This window comes from Sedimentibacter sp., from assembly GCF_038562225.1.
Classification (GTDB): domain Bacteria; phylum Bacillota; class Clostridia; order Tissierellales; family Sedimentibacteraceae; genus Sedimentibacter.
Window position 1 is genome coordinate 323,425 of the sequence record NZ_JBCFAS010000002.1, and the last position, 23,003, is coordinate 346,427.

The window sequence follows — 23,003 nt, forward strand, 5'->3', positions numbered from 1 at the left end:
TGTGAAATATATTTTACATATTTATAGTCAATTATAAATATGCTATAATTAATTATCCGAAAACAAAGGAGAGGTAGCCTTGTACAGAATTTTAATTGTTGATGATGAATGTAAAATTCGTGAAGTTATAAGGGAATACGCTGAATTTGAGGGGTTTTGCGTAACAGAAGCATCAAACGGACTTGAAGCGGTTAATCTTTGCAGGGATAACGATTTCGACATAATAGTCATGGATATTATGATGCCAAAAATCGACGGATATTACGCTTCCAGGGAAATAAAAAAAACAAAGGACATACCGATAATAATGCTTTCTGCCCGAGGTGAGGAGTATGACAAGCTCCATGGCTTTGACATTGGCATAGATGATTATGTGGTAAAGCCGTTTTCTCCGAAGGAGCTCATAGCCAGACTGAATGTGATTATGAGAAGAAACAGCAAAAGCAGCCGGAAGGAAGAAAGTGCATTTAAATACAGCGGACTTGAAATAGATATGGCCGGAAGGGGCGTGTACATAGACGGTGTGAAGGCAGATCTTACACCCAAGGAATATGACCTGCTCGTTTATTTGATAAAGAACAGGAATGTGGCCTTGTCCCGGGAAAAAATACTGTCTGATGTGTGGGGTTATGATTTCTACGGCATAGACAGAACCGTCGACACTCACATAAAGATGTTGAGAAACAACCTGGGAAAGTACCGAAACCTGATCTTGACCATACGTGGCATGGGCTACAAACTGGAAACCAGGGGCACTTTCCCTGCATAAAAAATGACTATTTTGCCCATTCAACCTTGAAGGCGCGAATTTGTGCAGGATAGCTTTCCATTATGGTTCCGTCATAGGTTATTTTTACCCTGCTTCCTTCTGTAAATTGCGACAAGTCTTCGAATACTTCACCGTCCTTCACAACGGACACGGAAATCCTATCGCTGGAATTAAGTTCGTCCTGACCCTTTTCAGGTTCAACCAGCAGCGTTGTCTTTTTGTTCTCAAGAACCGTTGCCGTAAATGATACTTCATTTGTGCTCTCCTTTTTTTCCATGAGCTTGTTCACAACGGTCAAAACAATAGCAGCACATACGAGAAGCGCTATTATCCAGATTATTGATTTTTTGTTCATATGAATACCTCCTTACTGTTAGACGCACATGTCTTAAAAAAGTTCAAATATTAACTTTAAGTAAAGGGAGATCCTTCGCTGACTCTCAGGATGACAGTATCCCCGGTTTTATAAAAACTAAGGAGAGCTTTCGCCCTCCATAATTTTATTTATAATTTTGCAGTCCTCTTCGCACAGCTTCCATTACCTCTTCTTCAATGTCTATCCTGTAGTTTCGGGAAACTGTCCTTTCCGGCTTTGATGTGTCGTAATCCTGACCGTTCCAAAGCACTGCAATTTTTATTCTGTCATACTTCTCTATGATGCTGAACATATCCTGGTGCCAAAGGCTCTTGTTTCCTCCTGATGAGGCACAGCTGAACTCCGTTATCATCATTGGATGTTTGAACCTTTTTGCGTAGTCGTAGTAAAAATGATCGTAGGCTTCAGAAAAGCTCCTCCACACTTCACCTCTGTAGTAGTTTCCAGTGTTGTATGCTGTAAGCCCCACAACATCCACATATTCATTGCCCGGGTAATAACACAGGTAGTTGTTGTAGGCGAAGTTGGGGAATGACTTCTCGTTTGGATTCCACACAAAAATCAGGTTGTCTACGCCCTTGTCCCTGAACAGGTCGTAGATGTATCTCCAGCATTCTATGAACAAGTCAGTGTCCTTTCCTATCCTGTGTGATGAATACAGCACCCATTCGCCGTTCATTTCGTTGTTTAGCCTGAAAAGAACCGGAAAATCATATTCATTGAAGCTGTCGGCCAAACTGTTCAGGTAGCTGTCATACTTTCCTTCAAGTATTTCAAGGGTTATATCCTGTTCCGTACCGTTTATTATGTCCGTTGTGTACAAGGTGTATTCCACAACCTTTCCCTGTTCCTTTATCTTGTTCATGTAGTCTGTCTTGAAAGGCAGCGAAAATGAATTGTACAAAAGAACAACAGGAAAATTGTAGTCAAGTTTCTGCTCTATCTGAGCCAGTCTGTAGGCGTACAGAGGGTAAGTGGGCTCGAATATTCCGAAGTTAACCTTCTCGTTGTTCAGAAGGTAATCCTCATAAAACTTCTGTGTAAGAGCGTCGAAGTTTTTATCCACCGGCTCAAAAACCTTGTCTTCTTTCATGGTGCCGGACTTTTCCATGAATCTGAAGCTCGGCATGATGTATTCTATGTACAGGGGCTGCGATGATTTCATGAAGACCGTCACCGCTTCCTTTGCGCTTCTGACAAATGTTATTGTTGCATAGTAGTTTCTATCATCGCTTATGTTTTCGATTTTTTTCCTCTCATAAAGGGTAATCTTACCCGTAAGTCCGCCGAAGCTGTGATTGTATTCGGCTGTTATTTTAAACTCCGGATTTTTCATTATTCCCTTGTTGCTGTAATTCAAATATGTGGAGCTTGAATTAAAATTATCGAAATAATCGTGCATGACCTCCACAACCAGATTTTCGGATTCAAACCTGCTCTTCACGCTGGCTATGTCCTCATCGAGAGACAGCCCGTTTAAAAGAGTAATTTCATAGCCGTAAGGATTGTTGGTGTACTTGTTGTAAACAGATGAATAAGCGCTTAATACTGTACTCCCGTCCGCTGCATCGGCATATGATGTGTTGAATGAAAAAGCCATGACAAAAACAGCAATCAAAATAAATGTTTTCTTCAGTCTCATATAAACCCCTATTTATTATTTTTTTTGGAATCGATCCTGTCTAAATTGTCGAATTTCCATATGTCACTGCATAATTTTAGCAAAGGTCGTGAGCCATGTCAATTGAAGCATTTATAAATTACCATATTATGTGCTTCCAGTTTTTGACTACGCAACATTTTTTAAGATTGAATTGTTTATGAATACCGATTATGTTATAATTATTTTTACGTCAAGGAGGATATCATGGTTACCACAGACACATTTAAGAGAGGTTTTTACAAGGGCATCACCACTTTTTTCGAACTATCAAAGATTCTTGTGCCGGTTTACTTAGGAGTACAGCTGCTTTCTGTTTCCGGAATTTTAAGCATAATGGCAGACTTCTTTACACCTGCCATGTCAGTATTCGGCCTTCCGGGAGAGACTTCCCTGGTCTTGATTCTCGGATATTTTTCAGGAGGCTACGCGGCCTTGGGCGCCATGGCTGTAATCAAATTGACCAGCATTCAGATTACAACCGTTTCTATAATGGTTACAATAGCACACAGCCTCATCACGGAGGGTGCTGTAGTCAAAAAGCTTGGTGTGAGTACAATGGCAAGCGTTTTGTTAAGGATCTTGTTTTCTTTAATAGCAGGATTTTTATTTAATTTGATTTTCGGGTGATATTATGGAAATGATAATGGATTTGATTACTAATTTAATTTCGTTTTTATGGAGCATTGCAAGAATACTCATACCGATGATGATTGCAATCGAAATATTCAAGGACACAAAAATCATCGACAAAATCTCTAAGGTTTTCAAACCTGTTTCAAACTTTTTTACCTTAAGCGAGCAGTCCGGCATCTCTCTAGTATTCGGAATGATCTTCGGGCTGACCATCGGAGCCGGAGCGGTCATTCAGAGCACCAAGGATTACAACCTTGACAAAAGGAGCATTTTCCTCATATGCATGTTCCTTTCCATGTGTCATGCAATCATAGAAGATACCATAATTTTTGTGGCAGCAGGAGCTAATCCGATTGCCATGCTGTCTGCAAGATTTGCTTCAGCAATCATAATTACTTTTATATTTTCAAGGGCAATGAAAACTGAAAACACAGAAAAAAATGAAAATTAAATGTTCCGGCTAAAAGCCGGAACATCTTAATTTGTGGACAAGTCCTTCACTTCTGTTTCTTGCCCGCTGTAAACAGCAAACTTGCTGTAGCCGTAATCTGCAAACTGGTTAAGCTGTTTTCCGAGCTTTTTTGCCTTTTCATACACAGCCACTGTGCAGCCGGTTGCTCTCAGTTCGTCTGCCTTTTTCAGCACATCTATGTACCTGTCGGATGGTTCATACAGAAGAACCACCTTATCAAGGTTCGGAACCTTGAACTTTTCATCCATGAGCTGGTTTACAAGCCTTTCAAAACCTATGGAAAAACCTATGGCCGGAATCTTTTCACCGATGAAATTTCCAACCATCTCGTCGTATCTGCCTCCGCCTGCAATGGAATATCCCAGGTCCTTGTAGGCTATTTCAAATATGGAACCTGTATAGTAGCCCATGCCCCTGATGAGGGTAAAGTCAAATTCAACGTCGTACTTTCCTCCGGCAAACTCTCTTGCCTGATTCAATACTTCTTCCACATCACTGACAACATCTTCCGGTACTCCGTACTGGGCCAGACACTTTGTTCCCTTTTCATTTATACTTTCAAGAGCTTTCACCAACTGTAAGATGGCAGCCTCACTGTATTCTTTTTCCTTCATTTCCTTCGCTACGCCATCAAGTCCAACCTTGTCAAGCTTGTCGACCACTATGCATACTCCGTCGAACTCTTCTTCGGAAAATCCGCAGTTTAGTATGACTGACTTCAGCACTCTTCTGTCATTGAATCTTACAACGAAGTTTGTAACATTTAAAGCTGTCAGCGCCTTTGCAGTTGTGGCAATAAGTTCCAGTTCCGCAGCTTTTGTTCCGTCGCCGATAATGTCTATGTCGCATTGCTTGAAGCTTCTGTATCTTCCCTTTTGCGCCCTTTCAGCCCTGAACACGTTGCCAACCTGCATGGACTTGAACACTGCAGGGAGACTTGCTCTGTTGTTGCAGTAGAAACGGCTTAAGGGAACCGTAAGGTCATATCTAAGCCCCAGGTCTGCCAGTTCTTCCTCTGTGAGCCCTTCCTTGGCGAAGTCAAGCTTCTCTCCTCTTTTCAATATCTTGAATATCAGTTTAAGGTTTTCTCCGCCCTTGCTTCCAATCAAATTTTCTATGTTTTCAACAACCGGTGTTTCAATAAGTTCAAATCCGCTTTGTTTGTATGTACTCACTATCACGCCTTCCACGTAATCCCTTACTTCCTTTTCCTGCGGCGTGATGTCTCTCATGCCCTTGGCAGGGTTAAAGTTAACCTTCATATAAACCTCCGTTATGCGTTTAATTATTTTCTATGTTATCAAATATGAATTGCAATTACAATATTTTTTTAATAAGCGTTCTTCATGCTGTAATCATGACCGTTAACCAAGTGTATCAAAAAGATGAGATTCTTCGCTGCGCTCAGAATCGACTTCCGGCATTACACCTGCTTATCCAGATGCGTATCCAGGAAGTGTCTGTTTATTTCATAGGGAACTAAGCTTCCTCCTGTTGCCCATGCTATGTGGGATGCATTTGCCATCTTATCCGCAAGGCCATGATTATTTATGTACGTTTTGCCGCTAGCATATTTTTCAAGCATGACTGCTCCCTCAAAGGCCGCGCAGGCAGAGGGCTCTATATCTATGTTTTCTGAGCTGTGAAGCAGTCTCATGTTGTCGTACAGCTTGTAATCGTCAACTGTAAATATGCCTCCCAGCACATAATCCATCATCTTCCCTACCAGCTTTGAAGGTCTTCCAACTGCAAGACCGTCAGCGTGTGTCCTGCCGTCTATGCCCAGGTCCTGGACGCATATGTCGTTGTGAAGTCCGGTGGCCATGCCTGCCAGCATGCTGGGTGCATGGGTTGGTTCCACAAAGAAGCAGTGCACGTTGTCCCGGTATACTGACTTAAGACCGTATGTGATTCCTCCAGGCGCTCCGCCAACTCCGCAGGGCAGGTACACAAACAGGGGATGCTCATCATCGACAGTTACATTCAAATCATCCAGCTGTTTCTTAAGCCTTCTAGCAGCAACGCTGTATCCCAAAAACAAATTCATGGAATTTTCATCATCCACAAAGTAACTCATGGGGTCCTGATCCGAAAGCTTCCTGCCTTCTTCAACAGCCTTGGAAAAATCACTGTCGTATTCTACAACCTCTGCTCCCTTGGATCTCAAAAGGTCCTTCTTCCACTGCTTGGCATCTGATGACATGTGTACTGTAACATTGAATCCCAGCGCTGCTGAGGTTATACCGATGCTTAAGCCCAGATTTCCCGTGGAGCCTACCTGAATTTTGTACTGATTGAAAAAATCCCTGTATTTTTGCCCGGCCAGCACCGAATAGTCGTCATCCTCTTTTATGAGGTTGTTTTGCAGGGCCAGAGTTTCAGCATACTTAAGCACTTCGTAAATACCGCCCCTTGCCTTGACGCTTCCTGCAATGGCCAGGTGGCTGTCCATCTTAAGCAAAAGCCTCCCTGATATACAGCAGCCATAGAAGGATTCCAGCTCCTGTTTCATGGACGAAATTTCCTTCAGCAAAGATTCGATGATTCCATGTGATGATCTTGTTTCAGGAAATAGTATTTCAATGAGCGGGGCAAATTTTTTCAGGCGATTCTCTGCGTCATCAATGGCTGACAGATCCATTTTGATCTTTTCTGCTGCTTCATGGTATGGAAGGAGCCTGGGATTGAGCCACAGCACCTCCTTAAGTTCTGATACTCTCTTAAGCTCTTTGTTGTCTTTTATGAGTTCATCTTTATTCATGGATTCCTCCTGGACCGTGTTTTATTATATAGCTTATACCTGCCAAAACTGAGGACCTCTGAAGAGGTCCTTCAGTTGAAGATTTATAGATTTTGACTTTATTTTCCTATAATTATATCATAAGTGAGGAAATTGTTATATTAAAATTTGTTCTGTTGTGGTTATTATTTCAGCCGATTTTATTTCTGTCAGGTCTCCCTTGGCAGTGTTGAACACATTCTGTGTTATGATTGATTCCATAACAGTCCTTACCTCTGCCTCTGTCAATTCGTCCTTGGGCTCATCCACAGTCATTGAGGAATTTGTACCCTGCGCCGTAACGAAGGTCATAACCAGTCTTTTAGCCATCCTATCACCCCTTTCATTATTTACTGTTTCTTCTTATTTATCCTTAAATTTCATTTACCAGCTGGTATTCTTCGTATCTGACGATGTTGGACAATGCGTAGGACTGAAGGTCTGAAATTGACAATGCAAGGTTGTACAGATTTTCATTGGTTGTCGTTGTCTTTACATTTGCGTAGGTCCTACTCTTCGTGATATCCTTGTTGTTTTCGTCCACGCCTGCATTGAACACCAGCTTCAATTTTGAGTCCGCCTGATTTGCTGCTACTGCCATCCTATCACCTCCCTTTCAAATACTATATAGCATGTGAGGTGCAAATTTATTGATTTAATTTTCATATCATGATAATATTGGCTAAATAAGCTGATTCAAGAGGTATTTATGGACAAGTCGCTGGCGAAGGAAGTAACTGTAATTATAAATGAAATCGAACATTCGGATTATATATTCAAGGTTAAATATGTGATTTTTTTCATATGCAGATTTCTCTGCAGTCCAAGATTCATGGACAGCTTTGACCCGACCCTGGAAATTTCAGGACAGCTGTCGAATTTATTTTCAGGATTTGAAGAATATGATCTTAAAGACAGCAAGACTGAAGAAAAAATCCGAAATCTTGCAATGAAACACTCAGATGCCTTTGATCCGGATTGTTTCCAACCCGGCGAACTCTATGAGCTTCTGCTGACATCAAAAGAGAAAAAAAAGCTCGGTCAGGTTTACACTCCTAAAGAGGTTATTGACAGCATGCTAACCCAGGCCTTTGAGCTTAAGAAAGTGGACAAACATACGCGCATACTGGACCCTGCATGCGGAAGCGGATATTTTCTAGTTGAAGCTTTCAGGAAAATCAAAGAAATGAACCTGGAAGGCGTTGATGACAGATATATAGCTGAAAATATGCTGTGCGGAGTAGATGTGGATGATTTTTCTGTTTTTCTGGCTAAAATGGGCATGCTCTTCCTGAGCAGACAAAAGGACGTCTGCCTGAACATATATAAGAATGATTTTCTGACAGAAGATTTAGATCTGGGAAAATTTGATATTGTTGTTGGTAATCCTCCGTACGTGGGACACAAGAACTCCGTATCTGACTACAAGAAGATTCTTTATTACAACTATCCGGACGTTTTCTATGACAAGTCTGATATTTCCTACTGCTTTTTCAAAAAAAGCCATGACGTTGTAAAGCAAGACGGAATAGTTTCTTTCATCACTTCCAGGTACTTCATGGAAGCCATGTATGCGGACAGGCTTAGAATATTCTTAAAAAATAATTTCAGGATAGTTTCATTGACCGATTACAGCGGAAACAACCTTTTTTCAGACGCTATGGTCAGTCCTGCCGTAATAGTTCTGTCAAAAGAAACATGGAACAAAAATGATTTTTCCTACGTCAAATACCATGAGGAACTAAATGCTGAAAAGTATCCCTGCAAACAGGACAACCTTAAGAGCTCAGGCTGGATTATTCTAAGGGACGAAGAACAGAATCTGTTTGACAGGATTGAAGCACTTTCCAACACATACTTAAAAGATGTGTGCACCATCAAACAGGGGATCATTACAGGTTTAGACAAAGCTTTCATAGTTGATGAAGAAACAATCGAAAAATACGGTATAGAGAGTTTTTTGCTTAAAAAATGGATTAAAAACAGCAACATAAGGGAATCAGGCATAAAATATAATAATCTGTACCTGATATATTCCAACAATATTACCGATGAAAAAGACTGCCCCAATGCCATCAGATACCTTTCTGCATATAGAGAAAAGCTTGCAGGCAGAAGAGAGTGCCTCAGAGGTTACAGAAAATGGTATGAGCTTCAGTGGGGGCGTGTTGAAGATGACTTTGAAAACCACAAGATAATTTTCCCATACAAGGCCAAAAACAGCAACTTCTACTATGACGAAAATGCATTTTTTTGCAGTGCAGACGTATACCTGATGAACGGTATAAAGAGCGGCGTCAATACGGATTACCTGGTGTCATACTTGAATTCAAGCATGTTTGAATTTTATTTCAAGAGCCAGGCGAAAAAGGTAGGAAACGGCCTGTACGAATATTATCCCAACAAACTGAATAATATTAAATTTTATCTCCCGCAGGAAAACATTCAACTAAATTTATCTGATTTGGGAAAAATTAGTGTTGAAATATTCCTGAAAAAGGTGTTTAATATAAACGAAGAGGAGGTAAAAAACATTATATATAAATATATACAAAAAAGGTGATGACGTTAATTGAGAAAATTTAACAAGCTTTTATTACTTATTTTTATTTTTTCCGTATTCTCAGTTCAGACCGCCTTTGCCAAGACAGTGTATTATGACACTTATAATCATTGGGCAGAAAGCGACATTGATTTTGCTTCTAACACCCTGAAAGTTTTTAAAGGCTATGGGGACTTCACTTTCAAGCCGGAAAACAACATAACCCGAGCAGAGTTTATCACCATTCTTTCCAAGACGGGGTACAGGCAAAATCAGATGAACGAAGTTTACAGAAGCGACATGAACTATGCGGACATGTCAAGCAGTCATTGGTCTTATACTTTTGTTATCTCAATGTATGAACATTTCAAAGGAAACGGGGATTATTCATTCAAGGACATTTTCCCAGGAAACAACTTCTATCCCGACAAGGCCGTAACCAGGGAGGAAGCGGCAGCTCTGATAGCGGTATTCTGCAGTGACTCCATCTATGACAATCCTTTGAACCTTACAGATGTCAGCACAAACAACAAGTTTTACGATGAAATCAAAAGACTCAGCAACGCCGGAATAATTGTAGGTTACACTAACAACACATTCAGAGGAAGCAACAATATTACAAGAGCCGAATCGGCTGCACTTATTAAAAGGGTTTACCTTGACATCAAGACCAGCGATGCAAGCAAGTACCTTACTAAACTTGAATTTATGCCTGTTAAAGGCGAAGACATGTATTCATATTTTGGCACTTATAACTTAAATACTACAAACGCAAACGACAAAAAATTTATCAAAGCCAAGGACACTCTGGAATATGTATCCTTCGGCGGATATATTTTCCCCGAGGATTCACACCTTTACGATTTGAACGCGGTTGAAACAATGGCAGCCCTCCGCTTAGGCGGTTATTACAATGTGGCAGGAACAAACTTCTACATGATGACCTTCGGAGGCTACACGGATTCGGAAAAAGCACAATTTGCCAACGAGATTTTGATAAACATAATGGCAAGAAACGACTTCAAGGATTCTGAGCTCATGCAGCTGTTTACAACCGTAAGCAAGTATGACGTGAAAGAAACTCTTTACATGGGAGCGTTGGAAAAATGGTACAGCCTGACCGCCAACGACAATGCCAAGGCAAACATACTTTTCTTCAGGTATGCTTACTACATTAAGAACAACAACAAGGAAATGCTGAAAACCTTAATATATGACGATTTAAAAAAAGCAAACGACATACCTTCTCTTTTGGATATACATTGGGGTTTCACGGCAGGTTCAACACCGGTTGATTTTCGTAACTACAGCTTCGGCAAGTATAGCTTCTCGCTGTACAAAGACACCACTCTTTACAGATATTCGCTGAACCCTTTGGTTACAATTAACTACAATGCAAAAATAGTGGAACTGGTAAATCTGCTGCTGGTTGAAAAGGCAGAAAAGCCTTCAACTGCCAGCCTTACAGACTATCAAAGCATATTTTCCAAGTATTCCGCAAACAGGCTGTATGTTCTGAACTTCATAGGAGAAAAAGAAAGAGCATTCGTTGAAGGAATCAACGATTATGAAATCATCAAGACATTTGCAGCGTACAAAACCAACAAGTCGCTGATAGATGACACCTACACAGGAATTTTAAAGAAAGTAAAAGAATAGACAAAAAAACCTTCGGGATGAAGCTCCCGAAGGTTTTTTTATTTCGAATACAGATTCACTATTTCTGTCAGAAGCTCCACTACCTTCTCCATGGACTGAACTGGTATGTATTCATACCTTCCATGGAAGTTGTGGCCGCCGGTGCATAGGTTCGGGCACGGCAGTCCCATGTACGAAAGCCTTGCTCCGTCTGTTCCTCCCCTTATGGGCACAATCACCGGTGCAACGCCTATGTTTTCCATGGCCTGTTTCGCTGTTTCGATTATGTGCATATGAGGCAGAATTTTTTCCTTCATGTTGTAGTAGGAATCTTTCAGTTCCACCACCACTGTCCCTTCTCCATACTTTTCGTTCAGGTAGTCTGCTATTTTAAGAAATCTTTCCTTCTTGAGGCTGAACTTCTCCATGCTGTGGTCCCTGATTATGTAGTTGAGGAATGTTTTTTCCACATCGCCACTCATGTCGTTCAGGTGGCTGAATCCCTCATAATTTTCTGTATTGTCCGGTCTTTCGTGTACAGGAAGCATCTGGTTGAACTCCATAGCTACCAATATGGAATTTTTCATCTTGTTTTTTGCGGAACCCGGATGTATGTTTGCACCGCAGACAGTAACCTTGGCGCTGGCAGCATTGAAATTTTCGTATTCTATTTCGCCCAGTGCTCCTCCGTCTACAGTGTATCCAAAATCTGCCCCGAACCCTTCCACGTCAAACAGATTTGCACCGTTTCCCACCTCTTCGTCAGGAGTGAAGGCAATCTTTATGGTGCCGTGCTCCAAATCCGGATTTGAAATGTAGTATTCCGCCATGGACAGTATCTCTGCTATTCCTGCCTTGTTGTCTGCTCCCAGCAATGTCGTTCCGTCTGTTACAATAAGGTCCATTCCTGCATAGCTTTGTAGATGTTCAAACATTTCAGTCTTCATGATTATGTTCTTTTCCTGGTTCAGCACAATATCGCTGCCGTCATAGTTTAAAACAACCCTTGGTTTTACTCCGTCCCCCGGCATGTCAGGCGATGTATCCATGTGAGCTATGAACCCTATGACCGGCAGCTCCCGATGCGTGTTTTTTTCCAAAGTGCCGTAGACATATCCGTGCTCATCCATGACTGCATGGCTGATTCCAAGCTCTTTCATTTCTTCAACAAGGTATGCTCCAAGCTTTTTCTGCTTCTCGCTGCTTGGAATTGTTTCAACGTCAGGAACCGATTGCGTATCAAACTTAACATAACTTAAAAATCTGTCTTGTACTTTCATTTTACATCCTTCCTATAAAAAATTTCCGTTCTTCCATCATTATAGCACCGCACTGAAGCCTAATCAAGAATGCAAAATTATTCTACCAATGCATAATTCTCTTCGGTGATAATGAACCTAATTTTGCATTTGTATTTTCCCGCGTATTATTATATAATTAGTGGAAGTAAATTAATTTTATGAGGAGGATATATGGATTTTCTAAAGGAATCATACAAGGTAAAAAGCGCCACCATAATCAAAAACCTGCAAAGAAGAGGCATGGAAGGATACTACTTCGACACCAGAGAAGAAGCAGTCGAAAAAGCCATGTCCATGATAGATGAGGACAAGGTTGTGTCGTGGGGAGGCTCTTACACCATAGACGAACTTGGAATAAAGAAAATGCTTGAAGAAAAGCAGATAGCAGTTATAGACAGAGACAAGGCCACCTCCCCCCAAGAAAGAGTAAAGCTCATGAAACAGGCTCTGACTGCGGATATTTTCCTGACAAGCACCAATGCCATAACCATGGACGGGGAGCTTCTGAACATTGACGGAAACGGCAACCGCCTGGCAGCTTTCTGCTACGGACCAGACAGCGTTATAGTCATAGCAGGAATGAACAAGGTTGTGACTGATTTGGACATTGCTCTTAAAAGAGCCAGAACGGAAGCAACAGTGCCTAACACATTCAGAACAAATTCAAACACTCCGTGCCGCTCAACAGGCAAGTGTTCTGAGTGCGTGTCTCCAGAAACCATATGCTGCCAGATTCTTGTAACAAGATACTGCAAACCAGCCAACAAGATCAAGGTTATTCTGGTTGGTGAAAACCTGGGCTTCTAGAAAAAGCAAAACAAATAAAACAAACCTCCTGCTTAGAAAATCATTTTTCAAAAGCAGGAGGTTTTTAGTTTTTCAGCCAGTCACTAATTTTATATATCTGTTAGAACAGCCCTTTTATTTTTCCGTCAACATCCACGTCTATGTTTTCAGCGGAAGGTACCTTTGGAAGCCCCGGCATCTTCATGATGCTGCCTGTGAGGGCAACTATGAAACCGGCTCCTGCTGACAATGTTATATCTCTTACGGTTATTTTGAATCCTGTGGGTCTTCCCAAAACCTTGGCATCGTCAGTGAGGGAGTACTGGTTTTTAGCCATGCATATGGGCAGGCTGCCAAACCCCATCTTTTCCAAATTGGATATTTCCTTGGCTGCTGAAGTAGAAAACTCCACATCATCTGCACCGTAAAGTTTTGTTGCTATGTTTCTTATCTTATCCTTTATTCCCTTGTTAAGGTCATACACGAATTCCATCTGGTTTTCGGACCCGGTAAGCCTCAGCACCTCCTGTGCCAGTTCCAATCCGCCTTCGGAGCCCTTGCCCCACACTTCTGACAGCGCCACATTCACGCCCAGTTCCATGCATTTGTCCTTTATGAAGTTCAGTTCAGCTTCTGTGTCGGTTGGGAACTTGTTTATGGCTACAACTGCAGGAAGCTTGAACACCTGCGTTATGTTTTCCACGTGCTTTAGCAGATTGGGTATTCCTTTTTCCAGTGCTTGTAAATTTTCAGCACCCAGCTCTGCTTTTAAAACTCCTCCGTTGTACTTCAGGGCCTTAACAGATGCCACTATGACTACGGCACTGGGTTTAAGTCCTGTCATGCGGCACTTGATATCTATGAATTTTTCTGCTCCCAGGTCTGCCCCAAAGCCTGCCTCCGTAACAACATAGTCTGCAATTTTGCTGGCCATTCTCGTTGCTATGACCGAATTGCATCCGTGTGCTATGTTGGCGAAGGGTCCCCCGTGAATGAACGCCGGTGTCCCTTCGAGAGTTTGTACCAGATTGGGTTTCAATGCGTCTTTCAAAAGAGCCGCCATGGCTCCGTGGGCTTTCAGCTGTCCGCAGGTAACGGGTTCACCTGTCCTGGCATATGCCACCACAATTCTTGACAGTCTCTCCTTCAGGTCATTGATGTCATTGGAAAGACAAAATACAGCCATAACCTCTGATGCAACGGTTATATCAAATCCATCCTCCCTAACAACTCCTTCTGTTTTTCCTCCAAGCCCGTCAACTATGTGTCTGAGCTGTCTGTCGTTCATGTCCACTGCCCTTCTCCACACGATGCGGCGAGTGTCGATGTCAAGCTCATTGCCCTGATGGATGTGGTTGTCAATCATGGCAGCAAGCAGGTTGTTGGCTGCACCTATGGCATGAAAATCTCCTGTGAAGTGAAGATTGATGTCTTCCATAGGTACAACCTGGGCATACCCTCCTCCGGCTGCTCCGCCCTTAACGCCGAACACCGGACCCAGCGAAGGTTCCCTTAGGGCGATGATTGTCTTCTGGTTCAATCTTGACAGCGAGTCTCCCAATCCTATGGTAGTGGTGGTCTTTCCTTCTCCTGCCGGCGTGGGATTGATGGCAGTAACAAGAATCAGTTTGGCATCCTCATTGTCCTTTAGTTCCTTCTGCAAATATCTGAAATCAATTTTAGCCTTGTACTTTCCGTAATTTTCAACGTATTGGTCTGGAATTCCGATTTTATCGGATACTTCGTTAATTACTCTCATTTCAGCCTTTTGAGCTATTTCGATATCACTTAAAAAATTCATAGAATCCTCCCGGATGTATTTTTATATAATCATAAAAGTGCTTCGTCTAAAAAACGTCTACAGGAATTTATTTTTTTTGCCTTAAAACCATTACATATTAATTGATTTTATTTCCGCAATATTATATCATTAATTTGTAATACATTTGCATACAACGAAAGGAGCATGAAAGTGAACAACAGCTGTCTGTCACCAAAAGAAACTTCTGACATTCTTATACAATCGGCACAAAACAAGGCTTCATTAGCCTTTGAAAAAAGAATCATGATGAGCATTATGGCTGGTCTTTATATAGCACTGGGCGGTCAGGGATTTATAGTAACCTTTGACAGCTTATTTCTAAGAGCAGCGGTTTTTCCAGTAGGTCTCATGCTTGTAGTCTTGGTAGGCGGAGAATTGTTTACCGGCAATTGTCTTATGACGTTTGCATTTCTGCAGAAAAAAATAAGCGGCAGAGATTACTTTAAAAGCTTAATACAGGTTTATTTCGGCAATTTCGCCGGTGCATTGATAGCAGTGTTCCTGCTTTATTTCAGCGGCATATATAAGAATCCGGCTTTGGCAAAGACCATAGAAACTATTGTAAAGAATAAGATATCGTTGTCATTCTCTGAAGCCCTTTTTAAAGGAATACTGTGCAACATACTGGTTTCTTTGGGTGTATGGTTTGCCACAACGGCCAGGGATACCACAGGAAAGCTTCTGGGATGCTGGTTTCCGGTCATGCTGTTTGTTCTTTGCGGATACGAGCACTGCGTTGCAAACATGTTTTTTCTTCCCATGGGCATGATGCTGAATGCACCCATAAATTTGTCTCAATTGGTCCTGAACAATCTTTTGCCTGTAACCATCGGAAATTTCATAGGCGGAGGCATATTGGTTCCCCTTGTCTATACAAAGGTATATTACAAATAACTAAGGAATGATACCATGAACAGTATTTCAGTAAGGCTTCTTGGAGAGCCGTCAGTAAAAATAAACGGTAAAGAAGTGTTCTTCCCTTATAAAAAAGCGGAAGGGCTTTTTTACTATGTCTGCATAACCAAAAAGGTTTCCAGACAGGAAGCCATAAACATGTTCTGGGCTGAAACATCGGAAGAAACCGCAAGAAAAAATCTTCGGGATGCCATCTACAAGATTAAAAAGGTGCTTGGCGATGATGTCTTTGTTGACAGTTCGAAATCCTCCATAGAGCTTAACAGCGAAATCCAGGTAAAGACAGATACGGATATGGTAAGCCAGGAAAACATCATGGAGTACTATGGCGGTGAATTTCTTGGAAACTTTTTAATAAAAAACTGTCTGGAGTTCGAGAACTGGATTCTGGAGAAAAAGGAAGAATACAGGAACCTTTACATGAATGCAGTTTCAAAAAAAGTCAATGAGTCCGTCAACATGGGGGATTTCAAAAGCATACAGAATTACAGCAAGGTAATGATAAGCAGCGACCCGTACAATGAGAAGACGTACAGATACTTTATGAAGATTTACGCCCTGTCAGGGGATTACAACAAGGCCATCAAACTGTACTATGAACTGGCTGATATATTGAAAAAGGACCTGGAAATAGGTCCTGAATCCGCAACGAAAAAAATGTTCCGCGAGATTCTGAAATTAAAGGACATGGCCGTTGATAAAAGCGGCAGCATGCAGTATTTTTACGGCAGATACAATGAGCTGTTTTCCATAAGCAGCAATCTTTATGACTTTGCAGAAAAATCAGGGATATCAGTGTTTGTCACCGGCGAAGCAGGCATAGGAAAAACCGCGCTGCTGGATAAAATAGCCGCTTCCCTGGATAGCGATAAAACAATCATACTGAGGTCCTCCTGCTACAGCGCAGAAGAAGACTTTTTTCTGAAGCCATGGCACAATATCTTCTCCATGCTTGGCGACTGTGTAAGGTCAGAAAAAATATATATTTCTCCCCAGCAGGAAGAAATAATCAGCTACGTTTTTCCTCTTTTCAACAGAGATATGAAGTACAATAAATCTGACATCATGAACAAAAATGAAAACACCATATTTGAGTTGGCTGTGGATGTCATTATCCGGATGCTGCAGAAGCTTTCAGAAAAGAAGCAAATAATATTCGTTTTCGATGATATTCAGTGGATGGACAAAATGAGCAAAATGCTCATTTCAAACATTATATCCCGTTTCTGTAACACAAACATCCTTTTTCTCGGAGCTTACCGCAGCGACTTTGAAAGCAAGCTGAATTCCTTCATCATACCGCTGGTAAAATCGGACCTTCTCATGAAAATTAAGCTTAACCGATTTACGTTTGATGAAACAAGAAGCATCGTTGAAGAATATCTTCCAACATTCAAAATATCCGATTCTCTTCTGGCCAACATCTATGAGGACACTGAAGGAAATGCACTGTTCCTGACAGAGCTGTTGAAGACCATAAAGGAAAAGGGATACACAAGGGAATTGTCTTTCAAGGCTGCAAACATAATAAACAGCAGAATCATGGACTTAAACAAACATGAAAGAATGCTGCTCAATTACATTTCCCTGTTTTTCGATAAGGTAAGCATCGACTGTTTAAAGATGCTGGTTTCTTTTGATGAGATGGAAGTATTCGAAATCATCGAATCGCTGCAGGAAAAGGATCTGATCCGGGAGTTCATAACGGACAAGGATATATTTTACAGCTTCACCCATCAGAAAATCCGCGAATTTATTTACGACAGCCAGTCAGCCGGCAAAAAAATGATGCTGCATGAAAAAATAGGCAATTATTTCGAAGATAGGTTCAAATCTTCAGGCAACAAGAACCTGTATCCGAACCTTATATACCACTTTGAAAAATGCGGCAACAAGTACAAGTCGCTGAAGTACAAGATAGAAAATCTCACGGATCTCTACACCATGTACCATGAGACATACCCGGTTTTCTCATTTGAATCTTCTGTCTACAGCGACTTTCAAGATATTTTCAATGTAGAAGAAAAGCTGAACGAAATCAGTGATGATCTGGCAAAGCTTGATGACAATGACACTGAGTACTTTAAAATCAGAATGGAGTTCTGCTATCTGGCAGGCAGGTACTATATTGCCGTGGGCGAATACGGCAAAGGCCTTGAAAACATAGACAGCAGCCTACGCATTGCCGACAAGCTTGAAAATTACATATACCTGCTTAACAATTACAAACAGATGATTTTTTATGCCATACAGGTCAATGACATACCAGTCATGTTCAAGTACATAAACAAGAGTCTCAAGCTTCTTTCCGAGTACGACAACATAGAAGAAAGAGGAACCATGCTGAGGCTGAAAGGATTGTACTACAATAAAATAAAAAAATATGATGAAGCAGAAACGCTCTTCAATGAATCCATAAATATTTTCAACAATCTGAACAAGATAAACAGCAGGTACACCTTAAGCATATCAGCCAATTACAATTACCTGGGCCAGCAAAGAGCAGCCTTGGGCCGGCATGAGGAAGCCATTGCATATTACAAAAAAGCCGTCGACCTCTGCAAGGACAACGGCATTTCTAAGGGACTGGAAATTTTTTATTCCAACATCGGCCAATCATTGTATGAAACAAAAAAATACGATGAGGCAGAATATTACATAAGGCTGTCCATAGATCTGTTTCACAAGTACGAATGCATCTGGGGAAGGGATATGGCAGAATGCTACCTGGCTTTGCTTCTCATAAACAAGAAGAATTTTGACGAGGCGAACTCCCATCTGGCGCATGCCCAGGAATGTGCGAAGAAACTCAACAACCCCAAATCGTTAAAGTTGACGGAGGACATAAAAAAGCTTCTGAAATAGCGAAACTATATGCTCGGCCGCAGATTCTGATATTTCTCAAACTACTCTTCTTTCAATACCAATTGCGGATTATTGGGACATGGTGTATAATTTTTAAATAGACAACATTATAACGCTGACAAATGATTCTTAATTTTAGAATCATTTTATTTGCGTTAATTTAAATATTTTAAGGAGAAGATGCTTACAGCATCATTACAGCTTATGAAAATAATCCATACATCTGACTGGCATCTGGGAATAAGCCTGCACAACGCATCCCTGGCACAGGAGCAAAGACACTTCGTGGACTTCCTCATAAAAGCCGCAAGGGAAGAAAAGGCAGATGCCGTCATAATAGCAGGTGATATTTTTGACCATTCCGTTTCAAGTGCCGAAGCAATTTCCCTTTACAACTATGCTGTTACGACATTGTGCAAGGATGTGGGCATCCCCGTTGTAATATCTGCCGGCAACCACGACGGAGCTGCAAGGCTATCATCCTGCAGCGAACTTTTGAAGAAATCCGGCCTTCACATATACGGAAAGCTGTCCTCCGGAATACAGTTTACGGAAGTCGGCAACGCATGCATCTATGCCCTGCCCTACTTCAACATGGACGAGGTGAAATCTCTTTATCCCGATGAAAAAATTTCAAACTATTCCGACGCCATGAGCATCGTGCTGAAAAACATCCGTGAAAAGTTCAAGCCAGGAAAAATAAACATTCTCATGTGCCACTGCTTTGTCAGCGGCTCTGTGCTGTCAGAAAGTGACAGGACAGCCATGGTTGGAGGTTCATCCTCAGTACCTTCGGAAGTTTTTGACGGCTTCGACTACGTGGCTCTGGGCCACCTTCACAAACCTCAGGACAGAGGCACGAACATAAGGTACAGCGGTTCACCCCTGAAGTATTCCTTCAGCGAAGCAGAGCACAAAAAATCAATAACCGTTCTTGAAATACATGACAGCATCAATGCCTATGAAATCGAAGTGACGCCTCTCAGAGAAACAAAAATAATCAGAGGAACATACGACGAGGTTCTTCAGATTGCTCAAAACGACAGGAGCAGGGATGATTATGTCAAAATAGAAATAACGGACGTTTATGCCGGCATGGAAGCGGTGGAGCTGTTCAGGACCTTCTACCCTAACCTTCTTAATATAACCGGCAGAATGAACGATGAAGCAGAAAATCAGCTTACTGTGGACGAACTTTACAGCCTTTCCCCCGATGACATACTAAGAAAGTTTTACAGGGAAGTAGCCGGAGATGATGTCACCACTGAGCAGATAGAGCTGTTCAACCGGGCACTGGCAGCAATTGAAGAAGAGGAGGGACTTCAATGATACCCGTTTATTTATCCTTTCAGGCTTTCGGACCATACGTAAAAAAGCAGGAAATAGAATTTTCCAATTTTGAAAACTCGGGGGTGTTTCTGATTCACGGCATAACCGGCTCCGGAAAAACAACCATTCTTGACGCCATCACTTATGCCCTGTACGGCAAATCCAGCGGCGGCCAGCGAGGTGACATCACAGCCATGCGCTGCCAGATGGCCAAAGAAGACATTCCCACCGAAGTGGACTTCATATTCAGGGTAGCTGGAAAAACATACAGATTCACCCGAACCATTAACATACGCACAAAAAGAAACGGCACAAAGGAATACAGCGTAACTCAAAATGCCATGTACGAAGACAGAAACGGAATATTCATACCATTTTTTGAAAATCCCAAAATTAAGGACGTGGAACAAAAGGCCTGCAGCATAATAGGGCTCAACCACGAGCAGTTCATTCAGGTAATAATGCTTCCCCAGGGAAAATTTGAAAAGCTTTTGGTTGCCAAATCCGAAGAAAAGGAAGAAATCCTCGTCACCCTGTTCAATGCCCAAAAGTGGCAGGAGGCTGCAGAGTGGATATGCAGCAGAGCTAAGGACATCAGCAGAGACATATCAGTCAAACGGGAAGGCATCAATGTGATGCTTAAAACCGAAAATGCGGAAACTACAGAAGACCTTATTGCCCAGGCAGAACATCTCTCTTTGGAAATTGCAGCAACCGCTGCTGTCATATCCGGCATTTCGTCGGAGCTGGAACAGAAAAAAACTAATCTGCAGCTTCAAAACGACCTGTTCGGACTGTTTGAAGAAATGGCCAGGACCGAAAAGGAACTTAAAATCATACGGGAACAGGAAAACACAGTAGCCATCCTTTCTTCAAAGCTTGAAAAAGGAAGAAAGGCAATTTCTGTGGAACAGAAATATTCGCTGGCCATGAGCGCTCACAATCAGTTCAAGGAAGCTTCCGCAAGGCTGGAAAATGAGAAACAAAAGAACTCCGCCTACGCCTTGTCCTGTGAAAAGCTTCAGGCGTCCCTTGAGGAGCTTAAAAAAGGCGAAGAACGCATAGAAATGTTAAGAGAGAACAAGATTAAGACTGAAAACCTTGCTGACGTCTACAGGCAGATTACAAGCTCAAGAGCCGAAGCTGATGCTCAGGGCAAGACATACGAAGAAATGAAGTCACAGGAAGCAGCAAAGCAGGACATGCTGGCTGCCAAAAGAATAAAACTCAAACAATATGCAGAAAAGAAAGAATACATTTTCAACAACTACAGCGTAAAGCTTCCGGAACTCAGAGAAAAATTTGAAAAGCTGAAGGTGTTGGACAAAAAATCAACTGAAATAGATGAAACTAAGCTTGAAATCCAAAAAATCGAAATCTACCTTAAGAAGCTTAAGGGCGCACTGGAAAAAAACAGGACTGAAGTCCTCCTTCACAAGGAAAAATTCGACCGAGCCTACTCTGGCTACATAAGGCAGACAGCATTTCTGTTAAGCGAAAACCTCGAGGATGGATTGCCTTGCCCTGTGTGCGGCAGCATCCACCACCCTATGAAAGCCGAAAAATCAGCAGAAGAGGCTGATGAGAACCTCATCAGTGAAATCCGGGCCCAGTTGGACAGCTTAAACGGCGAGGCTGCAGAGCTTAACAACCAAATAGCGGTCATAGATGCTTCAAAATCATCTAAAGCCGAAAAATTGCAGGGTCTTGAAGAAGAAAGACATGAAACTTTAATGTCGCTGGGAAATTTCCGAAAGGAAGACATACTGTCAGAACTTAAGACTGCCCAGGATGAAGCTGGAAAATTAAATACAATCACCCAGGAGCACAAAAGACTGGCGGAAGAAACAGATTTGCTTGAAAAGGAGCTGTCTACTATCAGCCTCAGACTGACAGAACAAAGCAGGCTCAAGGAAGAGAGCGCTGCTGCATACAACTCCCTGTGCTCAAGAAAAATCGAAGGAATTGAAGATGAGGCTGCGTTAAACAAAAGGCTGTCATCTCTGAAAAAAGAAATCATGAGCTACGAGCAGGAACTTTCCTTGCTGTCTGAAAAAAAGCTAATCATGGATAAGGACCTGAGCTCTTCAAATGCAAAACTGAAGCTTATGGATGAAGACCTTCAAGCGAAAACAGCCGAATATGAAAATAAGAAGGCTGAATATCTTGAAACGCTCATGGCCTACGGATTTGCCGATACTCAGGAGTTCAAGCAGTGCCTGGCCTCACAGGATACGCTGGATGAGTGGGACAAAAAAGTGCAGAATTACATCATCGAAAAGGGATCCGTGGAAAAGAACCTTGAAAGGCTTTCGAAGCTTACACAAAACAAGGAAAAGCCGGACATCGAGTACCTGAAAAAAGATGTCTTGCTTCTTGAGAGCAAACTTAAGGGGCTTGAAAAACAATCGGCTTTACAGAACGACAAAAAATCAAGGTTTGAAAAAACCATAAGGCGCATTGAAAAAGAACAGCAGCTGCTTTTGGAGCTCATAAGAAAGTACGACTCATACAACAGCTTCGGAGTCACATTAAGAGGCGACAAGGGAATCTCCCTGAGGCGCTACGTGCTGGGCGTTATGCTTTCCAGCGTCACCGCCGAAGCAAACAGGCTTCTCAAAAACGTCCATGACGGCAGATACCAGCTTTGCAGGACGCTGGAAGGAAGCGGCAGAGCCAGAAAGGCCGGATTGGAGCTTGAAGTGTTCGACGGTTATTCAGGCGAGAAAAGAAGCGTTTCAGGATTGTCCGGAGGGGAGAAATTCCTGGTGTCCCTGGCTCTTTCACTGGGTTTGTCAGCTGTGGTACAAGCTCAGTCCGGAGGCATAAAAATCGACACCATGTTCATAGATGAGGGCTTTGGAAGCCTTGACACCTCGTCCATAGGTGATGCCATGAACATCCTGGGCTCAGTGAAGGGTTCAAAAAGGCTTGTGGGTATAATCTCCCACGTGCAGCTTCTGAAGGAAACCATAGAATCCTCCATCACAGTTCAAAAAGACAGAAACGGCTCCACGTTGCTAATTAATAATTAAAAAATTAAGAATTAAGAGTGAAGAATTAATGGAAGAAAGACGTGTCGCTGACACGTCTTTCAATTCTTAACTCTTAAT

The 23,003-nt window shown here is 42.0% G+C and carries 18 protein-coding genes; 10 read left to right on the forward strand and 8 right to left on the reverse strand.

The window, feature by feature from the left end:
• The first annotated feature begins 79 nt into the window (after positions 1 to 79).
• Positions 80 to 769, forward strand: coding sequence for a response regulator transcription factor (locus tag AAGU76_RS08050; protein WP_342484960.1), 690 nt, complete (start codon positions 80 to 82; stop codon positions 767 to 769).
• A gap of 7 nt (positions 770 to 776) precedes the next feature.
• On the opposite strand, the gene AAGU76_RS08055 is transcribed toward AAGU76_RS08050, so the two are convergent.
• The gene (locus AAGU76_RS08055) at positions 777 to 1,124 is read right to left on the reverse strand and encodes a DUF3221 domain-containing protein (RefSeq protein WP_342484961.1); all 348 of its coding nucleotides are present in this window, start codon (positions 1,122 to 1,124) and stop codon (positions 777 to 779) included.
• A 145-nt stretch (positions 1,125 to 1,269) separates the two neighbouring features.
• Entirely contained in the window at positions 1,270 to 2,787 is a 1,518-nt protein-coding gene (locus AAGU76_RS08060; protein WP_342484962.1) for a glycosyl hydrolase, read from the reverse strand.
• Positions 2,788 to 3,012: 225 nt separating this feature from the next.
• Here AAGU76_RS08060 and AAGU76_RS08065 point away from each other — a divergent pair, with 225 nt between their 5' ends.
• Both AAGU76_RS08065 and AAGU76_RS08070 read left to right on the forward strand, forming a co-directional pair.
• A complete protein-coding gene (locus AAGU76_RS08065; RefSeq protein WP_342484963.1) occupies positions 3,013 to 3,435 on the forward strand; it encodes a nucleoside recognition domain-containing protein in 423 nt (140 codons plus the stop codon).
• Positions 3,436 to 3,439: 4 nt separating this feature from the next.
• A complete protein-coding gene (locus AAGU76_RS08070) occupies positions 3,440 to 3,892 on the forward strand; it encodes a nucleoside recognition domain-containing protein (RefSeq protein WP_342484964.1) in 453 nt (150 codons plus the stop codon).
• Between the two features lie 26 nt (positions 3,893 to 3,918).
• On the opposite strand, the gene hisS is transcribed toward AAGU76_RS08070, so the two are convergent.
• The 4 genes from hisS to AAGU76_RS08090 all read right to left on the reverse strand — a co-directional run bounded on the left by hisS (position 3,919) and on the right by AAGU76_RS08090 (position 7,293).
• Positions 3,919 to 5,175, reverse strand: a complete 1,257-nt coding sequence (gene hisS / locus AAGU76_RS08075; RefSeq protein ID WP_342484965.1) for a histidine--tRNA ligase — start codon at positions 5,173 to 5,175, stop codon at positions 3,919 to 3,921.
• Between the two features lie 161 nt (positions 5,176 to 5,336).
• Positions 5,337 to 6,674, reverse strand: a complete 1,338-nt coding sequence (gene dsdA, locus AAGU76_RS08080; RefSeq protein WP_342484966.1) for a D-serine ammonia-lyase — start codon at positions 6,672 to 6,674, stop codon at positions 5,337 to 5,339.
• Between the two features lie 135 nt (positions 6,675 to 6,809).
• Positions 6,810 to 7,022 (reverse strand): DUF2922 domain-containing protein, encoded by a 213-nt coding sequence (locus AAGU76_RS08085; RefSeq protein ID WP_342484967.1) that lies wholly within the window; start codon positions 7,020 to 7,022, stop codon positions 6,810 to 6,812.
• Between the two features lie 43 nt (positions 7,023 to 7,065).
• Positions 7,066 to 7,293, reverse strand: coding sequence for a DUF1659 domain-containing protein (locus AAGU76_RS08090; RefSeq protein ID WP_342484968.1), 228 nt, complete (start codon positions 7,291 to 7,293; stop codon positions 7,066 to 7,068).
• A 108-nt stretch (positions 7,294 to 7,401) separates the two neighbouring features.
• Between AAGU76_RS08090 and AAGU76_RS08095 the strand changes: the two genes are divergently transcribed.
• Together AAGU76_RS08095 and AAGU76_RS08100 are read left to right on the forward strand one after the other, a co-directional pair.
• Positions 7,402 to 9,255, forward strand: coding sequence for an N-6 DNA methylase (locus AAGU76_RS08095; RefSeq protein WP_342484969.1), 1,854 nt, complete (start codon positions 7,402 to 7,404; stop codon positions 9,253 to 9,255).
• Positions 9,256 to 9,264: 9 nt separating this feature from the next.
• Entirely contained in the window at positions 9,265 to 10,893 is a 1,629-nt protein-coding gene (locus AAGU76_RS08100) for an S-layer homology domain-containing protein (protein WP_342484970.1), read from the forward strand.
• A 38-nt stretch (positions 10,894 to 10,931) separates the two neighbouring features.
• Here the strand turns inward: AAGU76_RS08100 and pepT are convergent, their stop codons facing one another.
• The gene (gene pepT, locus AAGU76_RS08105; protein WP_342484971.1) at positions 10,932 to 12,152 is read right to left on the reverse strand and encodes a peptidase T; all 1,221 of its coding nucleotides are present in this window, start codon (positions 12,150 to 12,152) and stop codon (positions 10,932 to 10,934) included.
• A gap of 192 nt (positions 12,153 to 12,344) precedes the next feature.
• On the opposite strand from pepT, the gene AAGU76_RS08110 reads away from it, so the two are divergent.
• The gene (locus tag AAGU76_RS08110; protein WP_342484972.1) at positions 12,345 to 12,980 is read left to right on the forward strand and encodes a lactate utilization protein; all 636 of its coding nucleotides are present in this window, start codon (positions 12,345 to 12,347) and stop codon (positions 12,978 to 12,980) included.
• Between the two features lie 100 nt (positions 12,981 to 13,080).
• Here AAGU76_RS08110 and AAGU76_RS08115 read toward each other — a convergent pair whose 3' ends face one another.
• Entirely contained in the window at positions 13,081 to 14,760 is a 1,680-nt protein-coding gene (locus AAGU76_RS08115) for a formate--tetrahydrofolate ligase (RefSeq protein WP_342484973.1), read from the reverse strand.
• A gap of 171 nt (positions 14,761 to 14,931) precedes the next feature.
• Here AAGU76_RS08115 and AAGU76_RS08120 point away from each other — a divergent pair, with 171 nt between their 5' ends.
• From AAGU76_RS08120 to AAGU76_RS08135, 4 genes are all read left to right on the forward strand, one after another.
• The gene (locus AAGU76_RS08120; RefSeq protein WP_342484974.1) at positions 14,932 to 15,675 is read left to right on the forward strand and encodes a formate/nitrite transporter family protein; all 744 of its coding nucleotides are present in this window, start codon (positions 14,932 to 14,934) and stop codon (positions 15,673 to 15,675) included.
• A gap of 15 nt (positions 15,676 to 15,690) precedes the next feature.
• The gene (locus AAGU76_RS08125) at positions 15,691 to 18,561 is read left to right on the forward strand and encodes a tetratricopeptide repeat protein (RefSeq protein ID WP_342484975.1); all 2,871 of its coding nucleotides are present in this window, start codon (positions 15,691 to 15,693) and stop codon (positions 18,559 to 18,561) included.
• Between the two features lie 180 nt (positions 18,562 to 18,741).
• On the forward strand, positions 18,742 to 19,890 hold the full coding sequence (locus AAGU76_RS08130; protein WP_342484976.1) for an exonuclease SbcCD subunit D: 1,149 nt from the start codon (positions 18,742 to 18,744) through the stop codon (positions 19,888 to 19,890).
• A complete protein-coding gene (locus AAGU76_RS08135) occupies positions 19,887 to 22,925 on the forward strand; it encodes an SbcC/MukB-like Walker B domain-containing protein (RefSeq protein ID WP_342484977.1) in 3,039 nt (1,012 codons plus the stop codon). The genes AAGU76_RS08130 and AAGU76_RS08135 overlap by 4 nt, the downstream gene beginning before the upstream one ends.
• The last annotated feature ends 78 nt before the right edge of the window (positions 22,926 to 23,003 follow it).

Bases quoted from the DNA above. Each gene is read 5' to 3' on its own strand.
- AAGU76_RS08070 (WP_342484964.1), top strand. From the start codon at position 3,440: ATGGAAATGATAATGGATTTGATTACTAATTTAATTTCGTTTTTATGG.
- AAGU76_RS08130 (WP_342484976.1), top strand. From the start codon at position 18,742: ATGCTTACAGCATCATTACAGCTTATGAAAATAATCCATACATCTGAC.
- pepT (WP_342484971.1), bottom strand. From the start codon at position 12,152: ATGAAAGTACAAGACAGATTTTTAAGTTATGTTAAGTTTGATACGCAA.
- AAGU76_RS08115 (WP_342484973.1), bottom strand. From the start codon at position 14,760: ATGAATTTTTTAAGTGATATCGAAATAGCTCAAAAGGCTGAAATGAGA.
- AAGU76_RS08090 (WP_342484968.1), bottom strand. From the start codon at position 7,293: ATGGCAGTAGCAGCAAATCAGGCGGACTCAAAATTGAAGCTGGTGTTC.
- hisS (WP_342484965.1), bottom strand. From the start codon at position 5,175: ATGAAGGTTAACTTTAACCCTGCCAAGGGCATGAGAGACATCACGCCG.
- AAGU76_RS08085 (WP_342484967.1), bottom strand. From the start codon at position 7,022: ATGGCTAAAAGACTGGTTATGACCTTCGTTACGGCGCAGGGTACAAAT.
- AAGU76_RS08095 (WP_342484969.1), top strand. From the start codon at position 7,402: ATGGACAAGTCGCTGGCGAAGGAAGTAACTGTAATTATAAATGAAATC.
- AAGU76_RS08065 (WP_342484963.1), top strand. From the start codon at position 3,013: ATGGTTACCACAGACACATTTAAGAGAGGTTTTTACAAGGGCATCACC.
- AAGU76_RS08060 (WP_342484962.1), bottom strand. From the start codon at position 2,787: ATGAGACTGAAGAAAACATTTATTTTGATTGCTGTTTTTGTCATGGCT.
- dsdA (WP_342484966.1), bottom strand. From the start codon at position 6,674: ATGAATAAAGATGAACTCATAAAAGACAACAAAGAGCTTAAGAGAGTA.
- AAGU76_RS08135 (WP_342484977.1), top strand. From the start codon at position 19,887: ATGATACCCGTTTATTTATCCTTTCAGGCTTTCGGACCATACGTAAAA.
- AAGU76_RS08055 (WP_342484961.1), bottom strand. From the start codon at position 1,124: ATGAACAAAAAATCAATAATCTGGATAATAGCGCTTCTCGTATGTGCT.
- AAGU76_RS08110 (WP_342484972.1), top strand. From the start codon at position 12,345: ATGGATTTTCTAAAGGAATCATACAAGGTAAAAAGCGCCACCATAATC.
- AAGU76_RS08125 (WP_342484975.1), top strand. From the start codon at position 15,691: ATGAACAGTATTTCAGTAAGGCTTCTTGGAGAGCCGTCAGTAAAAATA.